The organism is Caballeronia terrestris (genome assembly GCF_001544515.1).
Taxonomy (GTDB): domain Bacteria; phylum Pseudomonadota; class Gammaproteobacteria; order Burkholderiales; family Burkholderiaceae; genus Caballeronia; species Caballeronia terrestris.
Map to the genome: position 1 here is coordinate 37,052 of NZ_FCOL02000038.1, position 14,641 is coordinate 51,692.

Consider the following 14,641-nt stretch of genomic DNA (forward strand, 5'->3'; position numbering starts at 1 on the left):
CGGCATTCCGGCGTGACGGAACAGAACTTGCTCGGAACGCCGGTAATTTGTGCTTACCGGCCCTCTGGCTGGTTCCGTATCTTCACCTGAAAGAATACGCGGCGATACCCAGATACCAACGCAAATGACGCAAACGACGACGGAGCATCATTCGAGCCACGACCCATCCACGATCATCGAAACCGACCTGCCCGGCCGGCTCGATCGCCTGCCGTGGGGCCGCTTTCACACGCTGATCGTACTCGCGCTCGGCATCACCTGGTTGCTCGACGGGCTAGAGGTGACGCTCGCGGGCGCCGTGGCGAGCGCGCTCAAAACGAGTCACGTCCTGCGGTTTTCCAACGCCGATGTCGGTATCGCGGGCAGCGCGTATATCGCGGGCGCGGTGCTCGGCGCGCTGGGTTTCGGCTGGCTGACCGACCGGCTCGGGCGCCGCAAGCTCTTCTTCATCACGCTCTTTCTCTACGTCGCGGCGACGGCGGCCACCGCGTTCTCGTGGAATCTCGCCAGCTTCGTGCTGTTTCGCTTCCTGACGGGCGCGGGCATCGGCGGGGAATATACGGCGATCAACTCGACGATCCAGGAATTCACGCCTGCCCGCGTGCGCGGCTGGACCGATCTCGCGATCAACGGCACGTTCTGGGTCGGCGCGGGCATCGGTGCGGCGGGATCGATCGTGCTGCTCGATCCGGCGCTCTTGCCGCCCGACTGGGGCTGGCGCGCGTGTTTCCTGATCGGCGCGGTGCTCGGGCTCGCGATTTTGCTGATGCGCATGTGGGTCCCCGAAAGCCCGCGCTGGCTGATCACGCACAATCGCGCGGACGAGGCGCGGGAAATCGTCGAGGGCATCGAGGCGCAGTTCCGCGCGCACGGCGTCGCGATTCCCGATACGCCTATCAAGCCGCTGCGCCTGCACGCGCGCGAGCACACGAAGCTCGGCGAAGTCGTACATACGCTCTTTCACGCGCATCGGCGGCGTTCACTCGTCGGCCTTACGTTGATGACGGCGCAGGCGTTCTTCTACAACGCGATTTTTTTCACCTATGCGCTCGTGCTGACCGACTTCTACGGCGTGCCGGGCGATCACATCGGCTGGTACGTGCTGCCGTTCGCAGCGGGCAATTTCCTCGGTCCGATTGTGCTCGGCAAGCTCTTTGACGTGCTCGGGCGACGCCGCATGATCGCGTTCACCTACGCGATTTCGGGCGTGCTGCTGACCGTTTCCGGCTATCTGTTCGCGCACGGCCTGCTCACTGTCACGACGCAAACCATCTCGTGGATGGTGATTTTCTTCTTCGCGTCGGCTGCGGCGAGTTCGGCTTATCTGACCGTCAGCGAGACGTTTCCGCTCGAAATCCGCGCGCTCGCGATCGCCGTGTTCTATGCGTTCGGGACGGCGCTCGGGGGAATCATCGGACCGACGCTCTTCGGCCATCTGATCGATACGCACGAGCGCAGTGCGGTGTTCGCGGGCTATCTGATAGGCTCGGCGCTGATGATCGCGGCGGCGGTCGTCGCGGGAATCTGGGGGGTCGCGGCCGAGCGTAAATCGCTCGAAGAGGTCGCGCGGCCGCTTTCGGCGGTGGCCGACGAGCCTTGAGCGCGCAGAGAAAAACCCGCCCCGGATCGCTCCCGAGCGGCCCCTCATATCGAGCGCGCGGCTGTCAGAACGCCTTTCCCCAAGCCCCATCGAACGCGATCTCGCCCAGCGGCACCCGCGAGCGCGGCGCCGCTTCCCGCTCCCGCAACTTGTCTTCGAGCGCGTTCGCATCGCCGTAATGGCCGAGCGCGATCATCGCGATCACCTGCACGTCTTCCGGCACCGCGAATTTTTCACGGAACGCGCCGGCATCGAAACCGCCCATCTGGTGCGCCGCGAGACCCAGCGCATGCGCCTGCAAAACCAGCGCCATCGCCGCAGCGCCCGTGTCGTACAACGCGCTCCGGTTCACGTCGCCCTTCGGACCGACCGTTTGCGCGGTCGCGCAGATCAGCACCGGCACGTTAGCGTTCCAGCCCTGGTTGAACGGCACGAGTGTGTCGAATGCGGTCTTGAACGCGGCCTCATGGCGATGCCGATCGAACGTGACGAAGCGCCACGGCTGCAAATTGCTCGACGAAGGCGCCCAGCGCGCCGCTTCCAGCACCTGATGCAACTGCTCGCGCGTCACGGGCTCATTGGAATACGCGCGCGGACTCCATCGGCCGGCGATCAGATCGTGGATATCGATTTCAGTCGGCGCTTTCTTCTCGGTCATGGATGATTCCCTGTTCGTTGAAAAACGGCGCCAATCGGAAGGCCGATCAGCGCCGCAAACGACAAGGATAACCAAGGTCGCGGCCGCGCGCCGAAGCTCGTCGCGCCGCGTCTGCCCGAGCGCCGGTCAGGTCGCCGCGACGCCCACGCGTTGCACCGGACGGTTGATCCGCAGCACGAGAATCGAGGCGACGAGGCACAGGCCGCCGGAAATCATCGTCGCGACGGTGTAGGTGCCGAGGCTCGAACGCAGCATACCGCCGCCGAGCGCCGCGAACGCCGCGCCCAGTTGATGCCCCGCCACGACCCAGCCGAACACGATCGGCGCCGAGTCCCTGCCGTACACGTCTGTAGCGAGGCGCACGGTCGGCGGGACGGTCGCGATCCAGTCGAGGCCGTAGAACACGGCGAAGAGCGGCAAGCCGAAGAAATCGATACCGAACGCATACGGCAGGTAGATCAGCGACAACCCGCGCAGCCCGTAGTACCAGAAGAGCAAGTAGCGCGCGTTGAAACGGTCCGAAAGCCAGCCCGAGAGCGTCGTGCCGAAGAGATCGAAGATGCCCATCGCCGCGAGCAGCGACGCGCCCTGAACCTGCGTCATGCCGTAGTCGGCGCACATCGCGATCAAATGCGTGCCGACGTAGCCGTTCGTGCTCGCGCCGCAAATGAAGAAGCTGAAGAAGAGCAGCCAGAAGTCGCGCGTCTTGCTCGCCATGCTGAGCGTGCTGAACGCCACCTTGATCGGATTTTGCTGAGGAAGCGTCGATGCCGGCGGTTGCTCGGCCGTCTCGCCGATCGGACGCAGCGCCAGGTTCGCCGGCCGTTCCGGCAACAGCCACGCGACGAGCGGAATCACGAGCGCGGCCGCGCAGGCCACGATCAGCACGACGGGCTGCCAGCCGACGCGCTCCGAAATCGCCGCCAGAATCGGCAAAAACACGAGCTGGCCCGTGGCCGAACTCGCGGTGAGGATGCCCATCGCGAGGCCGCGATGCTTCGTGAACCAACGATTCACGATCGTCGCCGACAAGGTCAGCGCCGCAACACCCGTCGCCCCGCCGACCAGCACGCCCCACACGAGCACCATCTGCCACGGGGCCGTCATCATCGACGACACGCCGACGCCCGCTGCCAGCGTCGCGAGCGCTGTAAGCAGCGTCGGGCGCACGCCGAAGCGCTGCATCGCCGCCGCCGCGAACGGGCCGGCCAAGCCGTACAACGCGAGATTGACCGAAATCGCGAGCGAGATCGTGCCGCGGCTCCAGCCGAACTGCTTTTCGAGCGGCAGCATCATCACGCTCGGCGTCGCGCGCGTGCCGGCCGCCGCGAGCAGCACGAAGAACACGACGCCGACCACGATCCATCCGTAATGCAATCGGCCCTGAAACCGTCTCGCTACCCAATTCATCGCTGCTCCAGTTCTGGATGTCGCCCTGCGACATTATGTAACGTTACTGAACAGTAACAATAGGTTGCGAGCTTAGTTACCGATCGGTAACATGTCAAGTATCGCCTCTCGAAATTTAAGGACATGACTTTGGCACGCGCAACGGGTGAAGCGGGCAAGACCGCCGGCAAGAAGGCCGTCCGCACGGACGGCGCCACCGCGCAGGAACAACTGCTCGACGCCGCGCAGGATCTCTTCTATCGCGAGGGGATTCGCGCGATCGGCGTGGATGCGGTCGTCGAGCGCGCGGGCGTCAACAAGATGAGCCTGTACCGGCAGTTTTCGTCGAAGGAGGAGTTGGTCGTCGCTTATCTGAACCGGATGGACGAGCGATTCCGGCGACGCGTGGAGGCGAGTTTCGCGCTGCATCCCGACGATCCCGCGAAGCAGCTCGTGCAGAGCATCGACGATCTGGTCAGGCGCGCGTCGGCGCCCGAGTATCGCGGCTGTCCGTTTGTGAACGTCGCGTGCGAGTTCTCCGATCCGGCGCATCCGGCGCGTCAGTCTGTGGGGCGCAACAAGCAGTATCTGATGCGGCGGCTCGTCGAGATCGCGACGGCGGCGGGCGCCGCGAACCCCGCCGAACTCGCCGATTCGCTCGCGCTCTTGGTCGACGGCATCTATGCGACGAGTCAGACCTATGGCCCCGGCTCAGGCCCGATGCGCGCGGCACCGCGCGTCGCGGCATTACTCGTCGCCGACGCTTGCCCGCCGTCTGCCGCCGAAGCTAAGGAAAAGGAAGCACCATGATGGAGCGCAGCACCCGCGAAGCCATCGTCGCGGCGACGCAGCACTGGCTGACGCGCGCGGTGATCGGGCTGAACCTGTGTCCGTTCGCGAAGAGCGTGCATGTGAAGAATCAGATCCGCTATGTGGTGAGCGAGGCACGGACGATCGAGGACGTGGTCGTCGATTTGTCGAAAGAACTGACGGCGCTCGCGGACGCATCACCGGAGCAAATCGATACGACGCTATTGATCGTGCCCGACGCCCTCGCCGACTTCACCGACTACAACGACGCCCTCTTTTTCGCCGAGCGCCTCGTGAAGCAGATGGGTTTCGCGGGCGAATTGCAGATCGCGAGCTTTCATCCGGCTTACCGGTTCGAAGGCACCGCTCCCGACGATATCGAGAACTACACGAATCGCGCGCCCTATCCGATCTTCCACGTGCTGCGCGAGGCGAGCATCGAGCGCGCCGTCGATGCGTTCCCTGACGCCGCCGACATCTATGAACGCAACATGGAAACGCTCCGCCGCTTAGGCCACGACGGCTGGAAAGACTGGATGACCAAGCCCTGATCGGCCAGTCAGTGTGTGAAGAAACGTTCGCGCAGTTCGTCGAGACCGAGCGTTTCGAGCACATCGGAGAGACGCTCGGCAGGCTTGCCGCGCGGCAGGTCCTTGAACTGGGCGATGATCAGTTCATTCTTCATCGAATGCTCCCAGCCGACGAGTTCCGTCACGCTCACCTGATACCCGTGCGATTCAAGCTGCAGGCAGCGCAGCACGTTCGTGATCTGGCTGCCGAACTCGCGCGTATGCAGCGGATGGCGCCACATTTCGGTGAGCACATTTTTCGATAGCGAGTGGCCTTTGTTCTTGCGCAGCACGCTCGCGACCTCCGCCTGACAGCACGGCACGACCACGATGTACTTCGCTTTCTTATGGAGGGCGAACTGGATTGCGTCGTCGGTAGCGGTGTTGCAGGCGTGAAGCGCGGTGACGATATCGATCGAATCGGGCAACTGATCAGACGTAATCGATTCGGCCACCGACAGATTCAGGAAAGACATTCCGTCAAATCCCAGTCGAGTAGCCAATTCTTTCGATTTTGTCACAAGCTCTTCACGGAACTCAATGCCGTAGATGTGTGACCGATCCCGCAGAGTCTTGAAGAACAAATCGTAGAGAATGAACCCAAGATAAGACTTGCCCGCGCCGTGATCGGCAAGGGACACCGAACCTTCGCGCGCATGGACGTCCGCGAGGAGCGGCTCGATGAAATGAAACAGGTGGTACACCTGTTTCAGCTTGCGACGGCTGTCCTGATTCATCTTGCCGTCGCGAGTCAGGATGTGCAGTTCCTTCAGCAGTTCGATCGACTGGCCGGGGCGGATTTCGTGTTTGGTGGGAGCGTCGGCGTTGCCGGCCGCGGACGCGGGAGACTTCTTTGCCATCGTGTTAGGTGCCTTACCGGTAGAACGCAGGATGAAAGCGTAAAAAAAGCGGAGCTTGTTCGCGTGAATGTGCGCTAACCGCTGGACCCGCAGTTGCAAAAGGGGAAGTTTACCCAAAAGCGCACAGACGCTCTCGTTCCGACGCCCGTGACACGGCATGGAAATGAGTATGGAACATTTTGTGCATCGTCTGACGAACGAAGGTCAGTTGGAACGACGATGCAGCGGCGGCACAGGCAGCAACGTACCGTCCCCGCAGGAGGAGGGACAAGCTGGTGGCGAGCCCGCGCCGCTCGACGACGTAGATGTTGTCACCCGCGACTGGCTTTTGCTACGTAACACCTAACGCATAGCGCGACGATGCGACTCGTACGACGCCATGAACATGAGAGGACGGCGATGGACGCGATCCCGGACAAGAAAGCCGAGAAGCAGTTTCAGGAAATGCTCGCGGCATTGACCGCAATGCCCGCGTGGAGTGAGAAGCAGCAGCTCGAGCTGGAGATGGCCCGCGAAATATCGGTGGAAATGTTGCGCCTGGCTGAGTCGATGCGCGACGGCAGCACCGATATCGAGACGTGCCTGACGATGCTCAAGTACGCCAAAGTGATGGACTTCGTATTGACTACGCTGGCCTCGCGGCGGGAGATCGCGCCGCAGACGCTGCGCGTGATCTTCAAGCTCGCGGGCCTGAAGGTCGACGAGGCTTATCCTGGCTGATCAGCTGGCTGATCACGCACGTTGACCGGGCTGGCTGGCCTGGTCAGGTGAAACGGCGACAGCATCCGGCGGCCCGCTTGTCAAAAAGCGGGCCGTTTTACCCTTTGCGACGCGTCATCAGTCGCGCGCAGGAGGCTTTCATGTGCCGCTGCATCGCGGCTTGCGCCTGAATGGCGTCGTGATCTTCCAGCGCTTCAAGAATTTCCCTGTGCTCGGCAAGCGCTGCCGCCCACGTATCTTCCCCCTCGAAGTGCCCACGAAGTTTCGACGACAGCGGACTATGCCGTTCGTCGAACAGATTCGCGACCGTTCTCACCAGCACGTCGTTGCCCGAGAGTTGCGCGATCGCCAGGTGGAACGCGCGATCGGCGGCCATCGGCACCTGGCCGTTCGCCACTTCGCGCGCCATCGTTTCATATAGCGTACGCAGCGCCTTGAGCGCCTTCGGCTTGGCGAACGGCGCCACGCTCGCCGCGATCGCGCCCTCGATCACGAGCCGCGCGGTCATGATTTCCTGCGGACTTTCGCCGAGTTCCGCCGTCGATTGCGGCGCGGCCGCAGCCGCCGGCGTCGCGCTGATGTAGACGCCCGAGCCCATGCGGATTTCCACGCGTCCTTCCAGTTCCAGCGCAACCAGCGCTTCCCGCACCGACGGCCGCGACACACCGAGCGTCTGCGCCAGTTCACGCTCCGACGGCAGACGGCCATTCGGCGCGAATCCCTGCTGCTGGATCAGGTCGCGCAGCTTGTCAGCGATCTGAAGATAGAGACGGCGCGTCTCGACAGGTTTCACGCTCACTTCGCGGCTCCTCTCAAAGGCTCGGGGAAAACGTGGATTGTAATCAGCGCAAGCGTTGACAGGCGGTAAAGCGTGCTCAAGTACTTCGCCGACCGCTTACAAGTGGCTTGACCAGTTAGTTTTACAGACACTAACATGCAATCTGGTAAGGCCAAAACAACGATCCCCAACGATGCGAATCACCCCAACACGATGAGCAATCCGATCTTGCAATTCGGCACGAGCCGCTTCCTGCAGGCGCATGTCGACTTCTTCGTCGCAGAGGCTGCGCAGCGCGAGCCGTCGAAGGCGCTCGGCAAGATCACCGTCGTACAGACGACGGCGAGCGCCGAAAGTCGCGCGCGCCTCGACGCACTACGGGCGACCGGCCGCTATCCGGTGCGCATTCGCGGGCGCCGCCACGGCGAGACGGTCGACACGACCGTCGAGTGCAACGCGATCACCGAGGCGCTGCACGCCGACGACGACTGGACGCTCCTGCGCGAACGCGTCGCGCATGACGTGCAAACGATCGTCTCCAACACCGCCGACACCGGCTACGCCCTCTTCGATGACGATACCGCCGACCTCTTCGAGGGCCGTCGCACGCCGCGCGGCTTCGCGGCGAAACTGGCGGTGCTGCTGCACGAGCGCCATCGCGCGGGCGGTGCGCCGATCACGCTCTTGCCGTGCGAGCTCATCTCGAATAACGGCGACACGTTGCGCGATCTGGTCACGCAGGTGGCACGCGGCTGGAACGCCGACGACGCATTCATCGACTATCTCACGCAGCGCTGCGTATGGGTCAATTCGCTGGTGGATCGCATCGTGTCCGAAGCGATCCAGCCGGTCGGCGCGATCGCCGAGCCGTATGCGCTCTGGGCGATCGAGCGTCGCGCGGGCATGACGCTGCCGTGCGAACACGATGACATCGTCGTCACCGACGATCTGGCTCACTTCGAGCGCCTCAAGCTGCTGCTGCTCAACCTGGGCCACACGATGCTCGTCGAATCGTGGCTCAGGCAGAACGGCGCGCCCGACATGACCGTGCTCGACGCGATGCGCACCGCCTCCCATCGCGATGCGCTCGAAGCCGTGTGGCAGGACGAAGTGCTGCCCGTCTTCGACGCGCTCGGCCAGCACGACACCGCGCGCGCCTATCTCGCCGACGTGCGCGATCGCTTCGAGAATCCGTTTCTCGTGCATCGTCTCGCCGATATCGCGCGCAATCACGAGGAAAAGAAGGAACGGCGCTTCCGGCCGGTGATCGATCTCGCGCAGCAGTTGAATGTGCGCGTCGATCAATCGCGGCTTCTGGCGGCGCTCGCTTGAAGCAGTGAAGCGCACAGGCCCGCCACAGAAGCGGGCCCAGCGCGGCAGCAAAGACGAACCGGTGCCACGGCGCCGGTCCATTACATGACATGACAGACATGGCCGCTTCTGGAGGAGACAAACGATGCGCAAGATGCGTTGGATGGTGATTTTTCTATGCTTTCTGGCAATCGCCGTGAACTACATTGACCGCGCGAATCTCGCGGTCGCAGCACCGCAGATCGAAAAGGCGCTCGGGATCGGGCCCGCCGAAATGGGCCTCGTGATGAGCGGCTTCTTCTGGACCTATGCGCTCATGCAGATGCCGTTCGGCTGGTTCGTCGATCGCGTCGGCGCGCGGATTGCGTTGCCGCTCGCCGTCGGCTGGTGGTCGCTTTTCACCGCGCTCACCGCCGCCGCGACCAGCGTCGCGGGCATGTTCGGCTGCCGCCTGATGCTCGGCATCGGCGAGGCGGGCGCGTATCCGTCGTGTGCGAAACTCGTCGCGCAATGGTTCAAGCCGGAGCAGCGCGCGTTCGCGACCAGCATCTTCGACAGCGGCTCGCGCGTCGGCTCGGCGCTCTCGATCCCGGTCGTCGCGCTGATCATCAGTTCGTTCGGCTGGGAAGCGTCGTTCGTCATCACGGGTGCGCTCGGCTTCGTCTGGATTCTCGGCTGGTTCCTGATCTACCGCAATCCGTCGCGCGGCGATCTGACGGGCGCCGTCGATGCGCCGCCGGTCGTCCGGGCCGCGCCGAAGACCAAGGTCACCTGGGGCTCGCTCTTCAAGTACCGCACGCTGTGGGGCATGATGCTCGGCTTCTTCTGCCTGAACTTCGTGATCTACTTCTTCATCACCTGGTTCCCGAGCTATCTCGTGCAGACGCACGGATTCTCGCTGAAATCGCTCGGCACGCTCGGCATGATTCCGGCGCTGATGTCGATTCCCGGCGGCTGGCTCGGCGGCGTCGTATCCGATTCGCTCTACAAGCGCGGCTGGAGCCTGACGGCAGCGCGCAAGACCTGCATGGTCGGCGGCATGCTGCTATCGTCGATCATCACGCTCTCCGCGTTCACGACCGACATCCACCTGATGCTCGCGTTCTTCGGCATCGCGTACGGCAGCCTCGCGTTCGCGGCGGCCAGCATCTGGTCGCTGCCCGGCGACGTCGCGCCGACGCCCGATCACGTCGCATCGATCGGCGGCATCCAGAACTTCGCGTCGAACCTCGCGGGCATCGTCATCACGACGTTCACCGGCTTCATGGTCGAGATGACGAAGGGCTCTTTCACGATTCCGCTCTGCGTCGCGGGCGGCTTCTGCTTCCTCGGCGCGTTCAGCTATCTTGTAATCGTCGGCAAGATCGAACCGCTCACCCGCGACGACGACGATTCCACCGCGGCCTCCGACCGCCGCGCTGCCACCCCGGTATGAACATCATGTCCACACTCCCTACCGATCATGCAGTCATCCGGCTGCATCCCAACGACGACGTCGTGATTGCGACGCGCCAATTGATGTCCGGCGCGCGCATCGCGTCGGAAGATCTCGTCGTAACCGGGCTGATTCCGCCCGGCCACAAGATCGCCACACGCGATATCGCGAAGGGCGAGCCGGTCAAGCGCTACAACCAGATCATCGGCGTGGCGCGCGAGGCGATCGCGCGCGGCCAGCACGTGCACACGCAGAACCTCGGCATGGCTGAATTCGCGCGCGAGCATGAATTCGGCGTCGACCGTCATCCGACCGACTTCGTCGAAACGCCCGCGACCTTCATGGGCATCCGCCGCGACGACGGACGTGTCGCGACGCGCAACTTCATCGGCGTGTTGACGAGCGTCAACTGCTCGGCGACGGTCGCGCGCGCGATCGCCGACTACTTCCGCCGCGACGTGCATCCGGAAGTGCTCGCGGATTATCCGAACGTCGACGGCGTGATTGCGCTGACGCACGGGCTCGGCTGCGGTATCGACATGCAGGGCGAAGGCCTCGCGATCCTGCGGCGCACGCTGGCCGGTTACGCGGTGCATCCGAATTTCCACGCGGTGCTGTTCGTCGGGCTCGGCTGCGAGACGAACCAGATCGCTGGCGTGCTCGAATCGAGCGGACTGAAGGAAGGCGAGCGGCTGAAAAGCTTCACGATTCAGGACAGCGGTGGATCGAGGAAGACGGTCGAGCACGGCATCGCGCTGGTGAAGGAAATGCTCGACGACGCGAACCGCGTGAAGCGTGAGCCGGTGCCGGCGTCGCATATCGTGGTCGGGTTGCAATGCGGCGGGTCGGATGGCTATTCGGGAATTTCGGCGAATCCGGCGCTGGGTGCGGCGGTCGATCGGCTCGTGCGGCATGGCGGCACGGCGATTCTTTCCGAGACGCCCGAGGTCTACGGCGCCGAGCATTTGCTGACGCGACGTGCGGTGAGTCGTGAGGTCGGCGAGAAGTTGCTGGCGCGCATCGCTTGGTGGGAGGGCTATTGCGCGCGGAACGGCGCGGCGATGGACAACAATCCGTCGGCGGGCAACAAGGTCGGCGGGCTCACGACGATTCTTGAAAAATCGCTCGGCGCGGTCGCGAAAGGCGGGACGACGAATCTCGTCGAGGTGTATGAGTATGCGCAGCGGATCGATGCGAAGGGCTTCGTGTTCATGGATTCGCCCGGCTACGATCCGATGTCCGCGACCGGGCAGGTCGCGTCCGGCGCGAATTTGATCTGCTTTACGACGGGGCGCGGGTCGGCTTATGGATGCGCGCCGTCGCCGTCGTTGAAACTCGCGACGAATACGGCGCTCTGGGACAGGCAGGAAGACGATATCGATATCAACTGCGGAGGGGTGATCGATGGGACCGCTTCGATCGATCAGCTTGGAGAAGCGATTTTCCAGATGATGCTGGATTGCGCGTCGGGAGTGGCGTCGAAGAGCGAGTTGCACGGATATGGACAGAATGAATTCGTGCCCTGGCAGGTGGGGGTGGTGACGTAAGTTTTTGCGTTTTTGCGTTTTTGCGTTTGAGCGGTGAGAGGCGCGCGTGCCGGTGAATAGCCGGCGCTCGGCTTTTGGGAAGACGTCGCTTTACCGCTTTACCGCTTTACCGCTTTACCGCTTTACCGCTTTACCGCTTTACCGCTTTACCGCTTTACCGCTTTACCGCTTTACCGCTTTACCGCTTTACCGCTTTACCAAATGCCGCCGAGGTTGATCAGTGGAACAGCGCTCGCCTCGCTCGCGCAGATACTGACCAGCCAGCCGACGCATCAACACAAACATATGCCATGCCGCTACGCGGTCCTTCCCGCATATGCCGTGCCGTGCCGTCCGCATTTGACTCGAACGACAGTGTCAAATCATTTGGTCGCTCTGACGGTGGCTGGCGTTTTGGGACGAGCAAAAGGTTAGTACTTAAGTCACGAAACGGTGCGCGAGAGGACGCTGAATCAGTTCCTCCGTCCAAATGGACGAAATCCCGGTGGACGTTGTCTCGTTGTCTGACCGACTGGACAAACAGACGAAGCGATGGCTCGGTGGAACTACGTGCTCGCCATTCCCCGGCCACAGGCCGCCATGCTAGTTTGAGCGCGAGCGCCCTGGCGATCGCGATTCCGTTGATCGCTGCCGGTTGGACCCCGTCGGCATGCCCGCACCGTCGCCGGACGCTTGAATCGCTTCGGCGCTCAAGCCACTCAAGCCACTCAAGCCACTCAAGCTTTGATTTTCATCCGTGCCCCCGCCCGAATCGGCGACGACGTGCGCGTCTCGACGCCAGCTAATGCGTCACCTCAAGCTAGCGCGTGCTTCTCAACCATCTTGAGCGCGAGCGCTTCAGCGACCTCGATCCCATCGATCGCCGCCGAATAAATCCCGCCGGCGTACCCCGCGCCCTCGCCCGCCGGATACAGCCCTTCCACGTTCAGGCTCTGAAAATCGTCCTTGCGCCGCACCCGAATCGGCGATGACGTGCGTGTCTCGACGCCCGTCAGCACCGCATCATGCATCGAAAAACCCGGAATTTTCTTGTCGAGTTGAGGCAGCGCCTCGCGGATCGCCTCGATCACATAATCCGGCAGCGCGGTGCTGAGATCGGTCGGCCGCACGCCCGGTTTGTACGACGGTTCGACCGAACCGAGCGACGTCGACGCCCGCCCCGCGATGAAATCTCCGACGAGTTGTCCGGGAGCGCAATAGTCGCCGCCGCCGAGTTCGAACGCTCGCTCTTCCCACTTGCGCTGGAACGCGATGCCCGCGAGCGGACCCCCGGGAAAATCCTCGGGCGTAATGCCGACCACAATCCCCGCGTTCGCGTTGCGTTCGTTGCGCGAGTACTGGCTCATGCCATTGGTGACGACGCGCCCCGGCTCCGACGTCGCCGCGACGACGGTCCCACCTGGGCACATGCAGAAACTGTAGACGGCGCGCCCGTTGCTGCAATGATGGACGACCTTGTAGTCGGCGGCGCCGAGCAACTTATGCCCGGCGAATTTCCCGAAACGACTCCGGTCGATCACGCCTTGCGGATGCTCGATCCGGAATCCGAGCGAAAACGGCTTCGCTTCCATGTAAACACCGCGCTCGTGCAGCATCTCGAACGTATCGCGCGCACTGTGGCCGACCGCCAGTACGACGTGTTCGCAGCGCAGCGTCTCGCCGTTCGCGAGCTTGAGCCCGCGCACTTTGCCGCCGTCGATCTCGATATCCTCCACGCGACTTTCGAACCGCACTTCGCCGCCGAGCTGATGAATGGTAGCGCGCATCTTTTCGACCATGCTCACCAGACGGAACGTCCCGATGTGTGGTCGGCTCAGATAAAGAATGTCCTCCGGCGCGCCGGCCTTGACGAATTCGTCGAGCACTTTACGACCATAGTGCTTTGGATCCTTGATCTGGCTGTAGAGCTTGCCGTCGGAAAACGTGCCGGCACCGCCCTCGCCAAATTGCACATTCGATTCCGGATTCAGCACGTTCTTGCGCCACAGGCCCCAGGTGTCCTTGGTCCGTTCGCGCACAGCCTTGCCGCGTTCGAGGATGATCGGGCGAAAACCCATCTGCGCGAGAATCAATCCGGCGAACAGCCCGCACGGCCCCATACCGATCACGACCGGTCGCGACAGTTCCGATTTCTCAGGCGCCTTCGCGACGAAGCGATATGCCATATCGGGTGTGACGCTGCAGTGCGGAACGGCGTCGAGACGCTTGATCGCGGATGCCTCGTCTCTCACCTCGACATCGACGATGTACGTGAGTTTGATGTCCGAGCGCTTGCGCGCATCGTGAGCGCGACGAAACACGGTGTATCGGATGAGATCACCCGATGGGACGCCGAGACTTTTGAGGCGCGCGCGAATGGCGGCTTCGAGGTCTGCGTCGGCGTGATCGAGGGGGAGTTTGACTTCGCTTAGACGTAGCATGAGAACCTGTATGCGGCGCCCGTCGGGCAGGCCTGTTTGCGATTTTAATGCGTTTGAGTTCGCGGAAGGGCGAATCGTCGAAGGTGAGCGAGAGCTCGTGGGACCTTGGAGCCGTGGCTAGCACCGAAGCGGATTGGAGATCAGCCGTCCGTGCGACCAGGCAGCTTTTCGCGGTCAATCGCGACAAGCTCGCGGGGAGGTCGTCGTCTCGGCTCGTTAGGCGGCGCCGTAGGCACCGATCTTTAGCCGTTCACCACATACCGTAACAAGCGATTCGTTGAAATACCGACACTGGGCACGAAGTAGAGCAGTTGAAACGAGGGGCCATCGCTCTATCGTTGCCGGGTCATTAACCGCGCCACCGAGGTACGGCGTCCGCACGGATGGGCCGCGCGCGTCGGGTTTGCGCGACTTCAGGAAGATCTAGTCGCCTAAATGCCGCGCCCCAACGCAAAAACCCCACTTTGAGGGTGGGGTTTTTGTTTAACGCATGAGGAGCCTGACGATTACCTACTTTCACACGGGAGATCCGCACTATCATCGG

At 62.9% G+C, this 14,641-nt stretch carries 13 protein-coding genes; 8 read left to right on the forward strand and 5 right to left on the reverse strand.

What is annotated here, in order from left to right; translation table 11 throughout:
• The first annotated feature begins 124 nt into the window (after positions 1 to 124).
• Positions 125 to 1,600, forward strand: a complete 1,476-nt coding sequence (locus AWB67_RS24655) for an MFS transporter (RefSeq protein WP_087658840.1) — start codon at positions 125 to 127, stop codon at positions 1,598 to 1,600.
• A gap of 64 nt (positions 1,601 to 1,664) precedes the next feature.
• Here AWB67_RS24655 and AWB67_RS24660 read toward each other — a convergent pair whose 3' ends face one another.
• Together AWB67_RS24660 and AWB67_RS24665 are read right to left on the reverse strand one after the other, a co-directional pair.
• Positions 1,665 to 2,258: a nitroreductase family protein gene (locus AWB67_RS24660; protein WP_087658841.1), complete on the reverse strand. Its 594-nt coding sequence runs from the start codon at positions 2,256 to 2,258 to the stop codon at positions 1,665 to 1,667.
• Between the two features lie 126 nt (positions 2,259 to 2,384).
• A complete protein-coding gene (locus tag AWB67_RS24665; protein WP_087658842.1) occupies positions 2,385 to 3,668 on the reverse strand; it encodes an MFS transporter in 1,284 nt (427 codons plus the stop codon).
• 123 nt (positions 3,669 to 3,791) lie between these two features.
• Here AWB67_RS24665 and AWB67_RS24670 point away from each other — a divergent pair, with 123 nt between their 5' ends.
• Together AWB67_RS24670 and AWB67_RS24675 are read left to right on the forward strand one after the other, a co-directional pair.
• A complete protein-coding gene (locus tag AWB67_RS24670) occupies positions 3,792 to 4,457 on the forward strand; it encodes a TetR/AcrR family transcriptional regulator (protein WP_087658843.1) in 666 nt (221 codons plus the stop codon).
• Positions 4,454 to 5,008, forward strand: a complete 555-nt coding sequence (locus tag AWB67_RS24675) for a DUF1415 domain-containing protein (RefSeq protein ID WP_087658844.1) — start codon at positions 4,454 to 4,456, stop codon at positions 5,006 to 5,008. Before AWB67_RS24670 ends, AWB67_RS24675 begins: the two co-directional genes overlap by 4 nt.
• A gap of 8 nt (positions 5,009 to 5,016) precedes the next feature.
• Here the strand turns inward: AWB67_RS24675 and AWB67_RS24680 are convergent, their stop codons facing one another.
• The gene (locus tag AWB67_RS24680) at positions 5,017 to 5,886 is read right to left on the reverse strand and encodes a class I SAM-dependent methyltransferase (RefSeq protein ID WP_087658845.1); all 870 of its coding nucleotides are present in this window, start codon (positions 5,884 to 5,886) and stop codon (positions 5,017 to 5,019) included.
• Positions 5,887 to 6,055: 169 nt separating this feature from the next.
• Between AWB67_RS24680 and AWB67_RS40885 the strand changes: the two genes are divergently transcribed.
• Both AWB67_RS40885 and AWB67_RS24685 read left to right on the forward strand, forming a co-directional pair.
• Positions 6,056 to 6,232 carry a hypothetical protein gene (locus tag AWB67_RS40885; protein ID WP_159964921.1) on the forward strand — a complete coding sequence of 59 codons (177 nt, stop codon included), beginning with the start codon at positions 6,056 to 6,058 and terminating at the stop codon, positions 6,230 to 6,232.
• Positions 6,233 to 6,285: 53 nt separating this feature from the next.
• The gene (locus AWB67_RS24685; RefSeq protein WP_008344375.1) at positions 6,286 to 6,606 is read left to right on the forward strand and encodes a hypothetical protein; all 321 of its coding nucleotides are present in this window, start codon (positions 6,286 to 6,288) and stop codon (positions 6,604 to 6,606) included.
• Positions 6,607 to 6,703: 97 nt separating this feature from the next.
• On the opposite strand, the gene AWB67_RS24690 is transcribed toward AWB67_RS24685, so the two are convergent.
• Positions 6,704 to 7,405 (reverse strand): FadR/GntR family transcriptional regulator, encoded by a 702-nt coding sequence (locus AWB67_RS24690; RefSeq protein WP_087658846.1) that lies wholly within the window; start codon positions 7,403 to 7,405, stop codon positions 6,704 to 6,706.
• 192 nt (positions 7,406 to 7,597) lie between these two features.
• Here AWB67_RS24690 and AWB67_RS24695 point away from each other — a divergent pair, with 192 nt between their 5' ends.
• The 3 genes from AWB67_RS24695 to AWB67_RS24705 all read left to right on the forward strand — a co-directional run bounded on the left by AWB67_RS24695 (position 7,598) and on the right by AWB67_RS24705 (position 11,677).
• Positions 7,598 to 8,716: a mannitol dehydrogenase family protein gene (locus AWB67_RS24695; protein ID WP_087658847.1), complete on the forward strand. Its 1,119-nt coding sequence runs from the start codon at positions 7,598 to 7,600 to the stop codon at positions 8,714 to 8,716.
• A gap of 124 nt (positions 8,717 to 8,840) precedes the next feature.
• A complete protein-coding gene (locus tag AWB67_RS24700; RefSeq protein ID WP_087658848.1) occupies positions 8,841 to 10,130 on the forward strand; it encodes an MFS transporter in 1,290 nt (429 codons plus the stop codon).
• A gap of 5 nt (positions 10,131 to 10,135) precedes the next feature.
• Positions 10,136 to 11,677 carry a D-arabinonate dehydratase gene (locus AWB67_RS24705; protein WP_087658853.1) on the forward strand — a complete coding sequence of 514 codons (1,542 nt, stop codon included), beginning with the start codon at positions 10,136 to 10,138 and terminating at the stop codon, positions 11,675 to 11,677.
• Positions 11,678 to 12,471: 794 nt separating this feature from the next.
• Here AWB67_RS24705 and AWB67_RS24715 read toward each other — a convergent pair.
• Positions 12,472 to 14,097, reverse strand: a complete 1,626-nt coding sequence (locus tag AWB67_RS24715) for an NAD(P)/FAD-dependent oxidoreductase (RefSeq protein ID WP_087658850.1) — start codon at positions 14,095 to 14,097, stop codon at positions 12,472 to 12,474.
• Positions 14,098 to 14,641 lie beyond the last annotated feature (544 nt).

Coding starts and splice junctions, on each gene's coding strand:
- AWB67_RS24655 (WP_087658840.1), top strand. CDS start 125: ATGACGCAAACGACGACGGAGCATCATTCGAGCCACGACCCATCCACG.
- AWB67_RS24670 (WP_087658843.1), top strand. CDS start 3,792: ATGACTTTGGCACGCGCAACGGGTGAAGCGGGCAAGACCGCCGGCAAG.
- AWB67_RS24715 (WP_087658850.1), bottom strand. CDS start 14,097: ATGCTACGTCTAAGCGAAGTCAAACTCCCCCTCGATCACGCCGACGCA.
- AWB67_RS24685 (WP_008344375.1), top strand. CDS start 6,286: ATGGACGCGATCCCGGACAAGAAAGCCGAGAAGCAGTTTCAGGAAATG.
- AWB67_RS40885 (WP_159964921.1), top strand. CDS start 6,056: ATGGAACATTTTGTGCATCGTCTGACGAACGAAGGTCAGTTGGAACGA.
- AWB67_RS24665 (WP_087658842.1), bottom strand. CDS start 3,668: ATGAATTGGGTAGCGAGACGGTTTCAGGGCCGATTGCATTACGGATGG.
- AWB67_RS24660 (WP_087658841.1), bottom strand. CDS start 2,258: ATGACCGAGAAGAAAGCGCCGACTGAAATCGATATCCACGATCTGATC.
- AWB67_RS24675 (WP_087658844.1), top strand. CDS start 4,454: ATGATGGAGCGCAGCACCCGCGAAGCCATCGTCGCGGCGACGCAGCAC.
- AWB67_RS24695 (WP_087658847.1), top strand. CDS start 7,598: ATGAGCAATCCGATCTTGCAATTCGGCACGAGCCGCTTCCTGCAGGCG.
- AWB67_RS24700 (WP_087658848.1), top strand. CDS start 8,841: ATGCGCAAGATGCGTTGGATGGTGATTTTTCTATGCTTTCTGGCAATC.
- AWB67_RS24680 (WP_087658845.1), bottom strand. CDS start 5,886: ATGGCAAAGAAGTCTCCCGCGTCCGCGGCCGGCAACGCCGACGCTCCC.
- AWB67_RS24705 (WP_087658853.1), top strand. CDS start 10,136: ATGTCCACACTCCCTACCGATCATGCAGTCATCCGGCTGCATCCCAAC.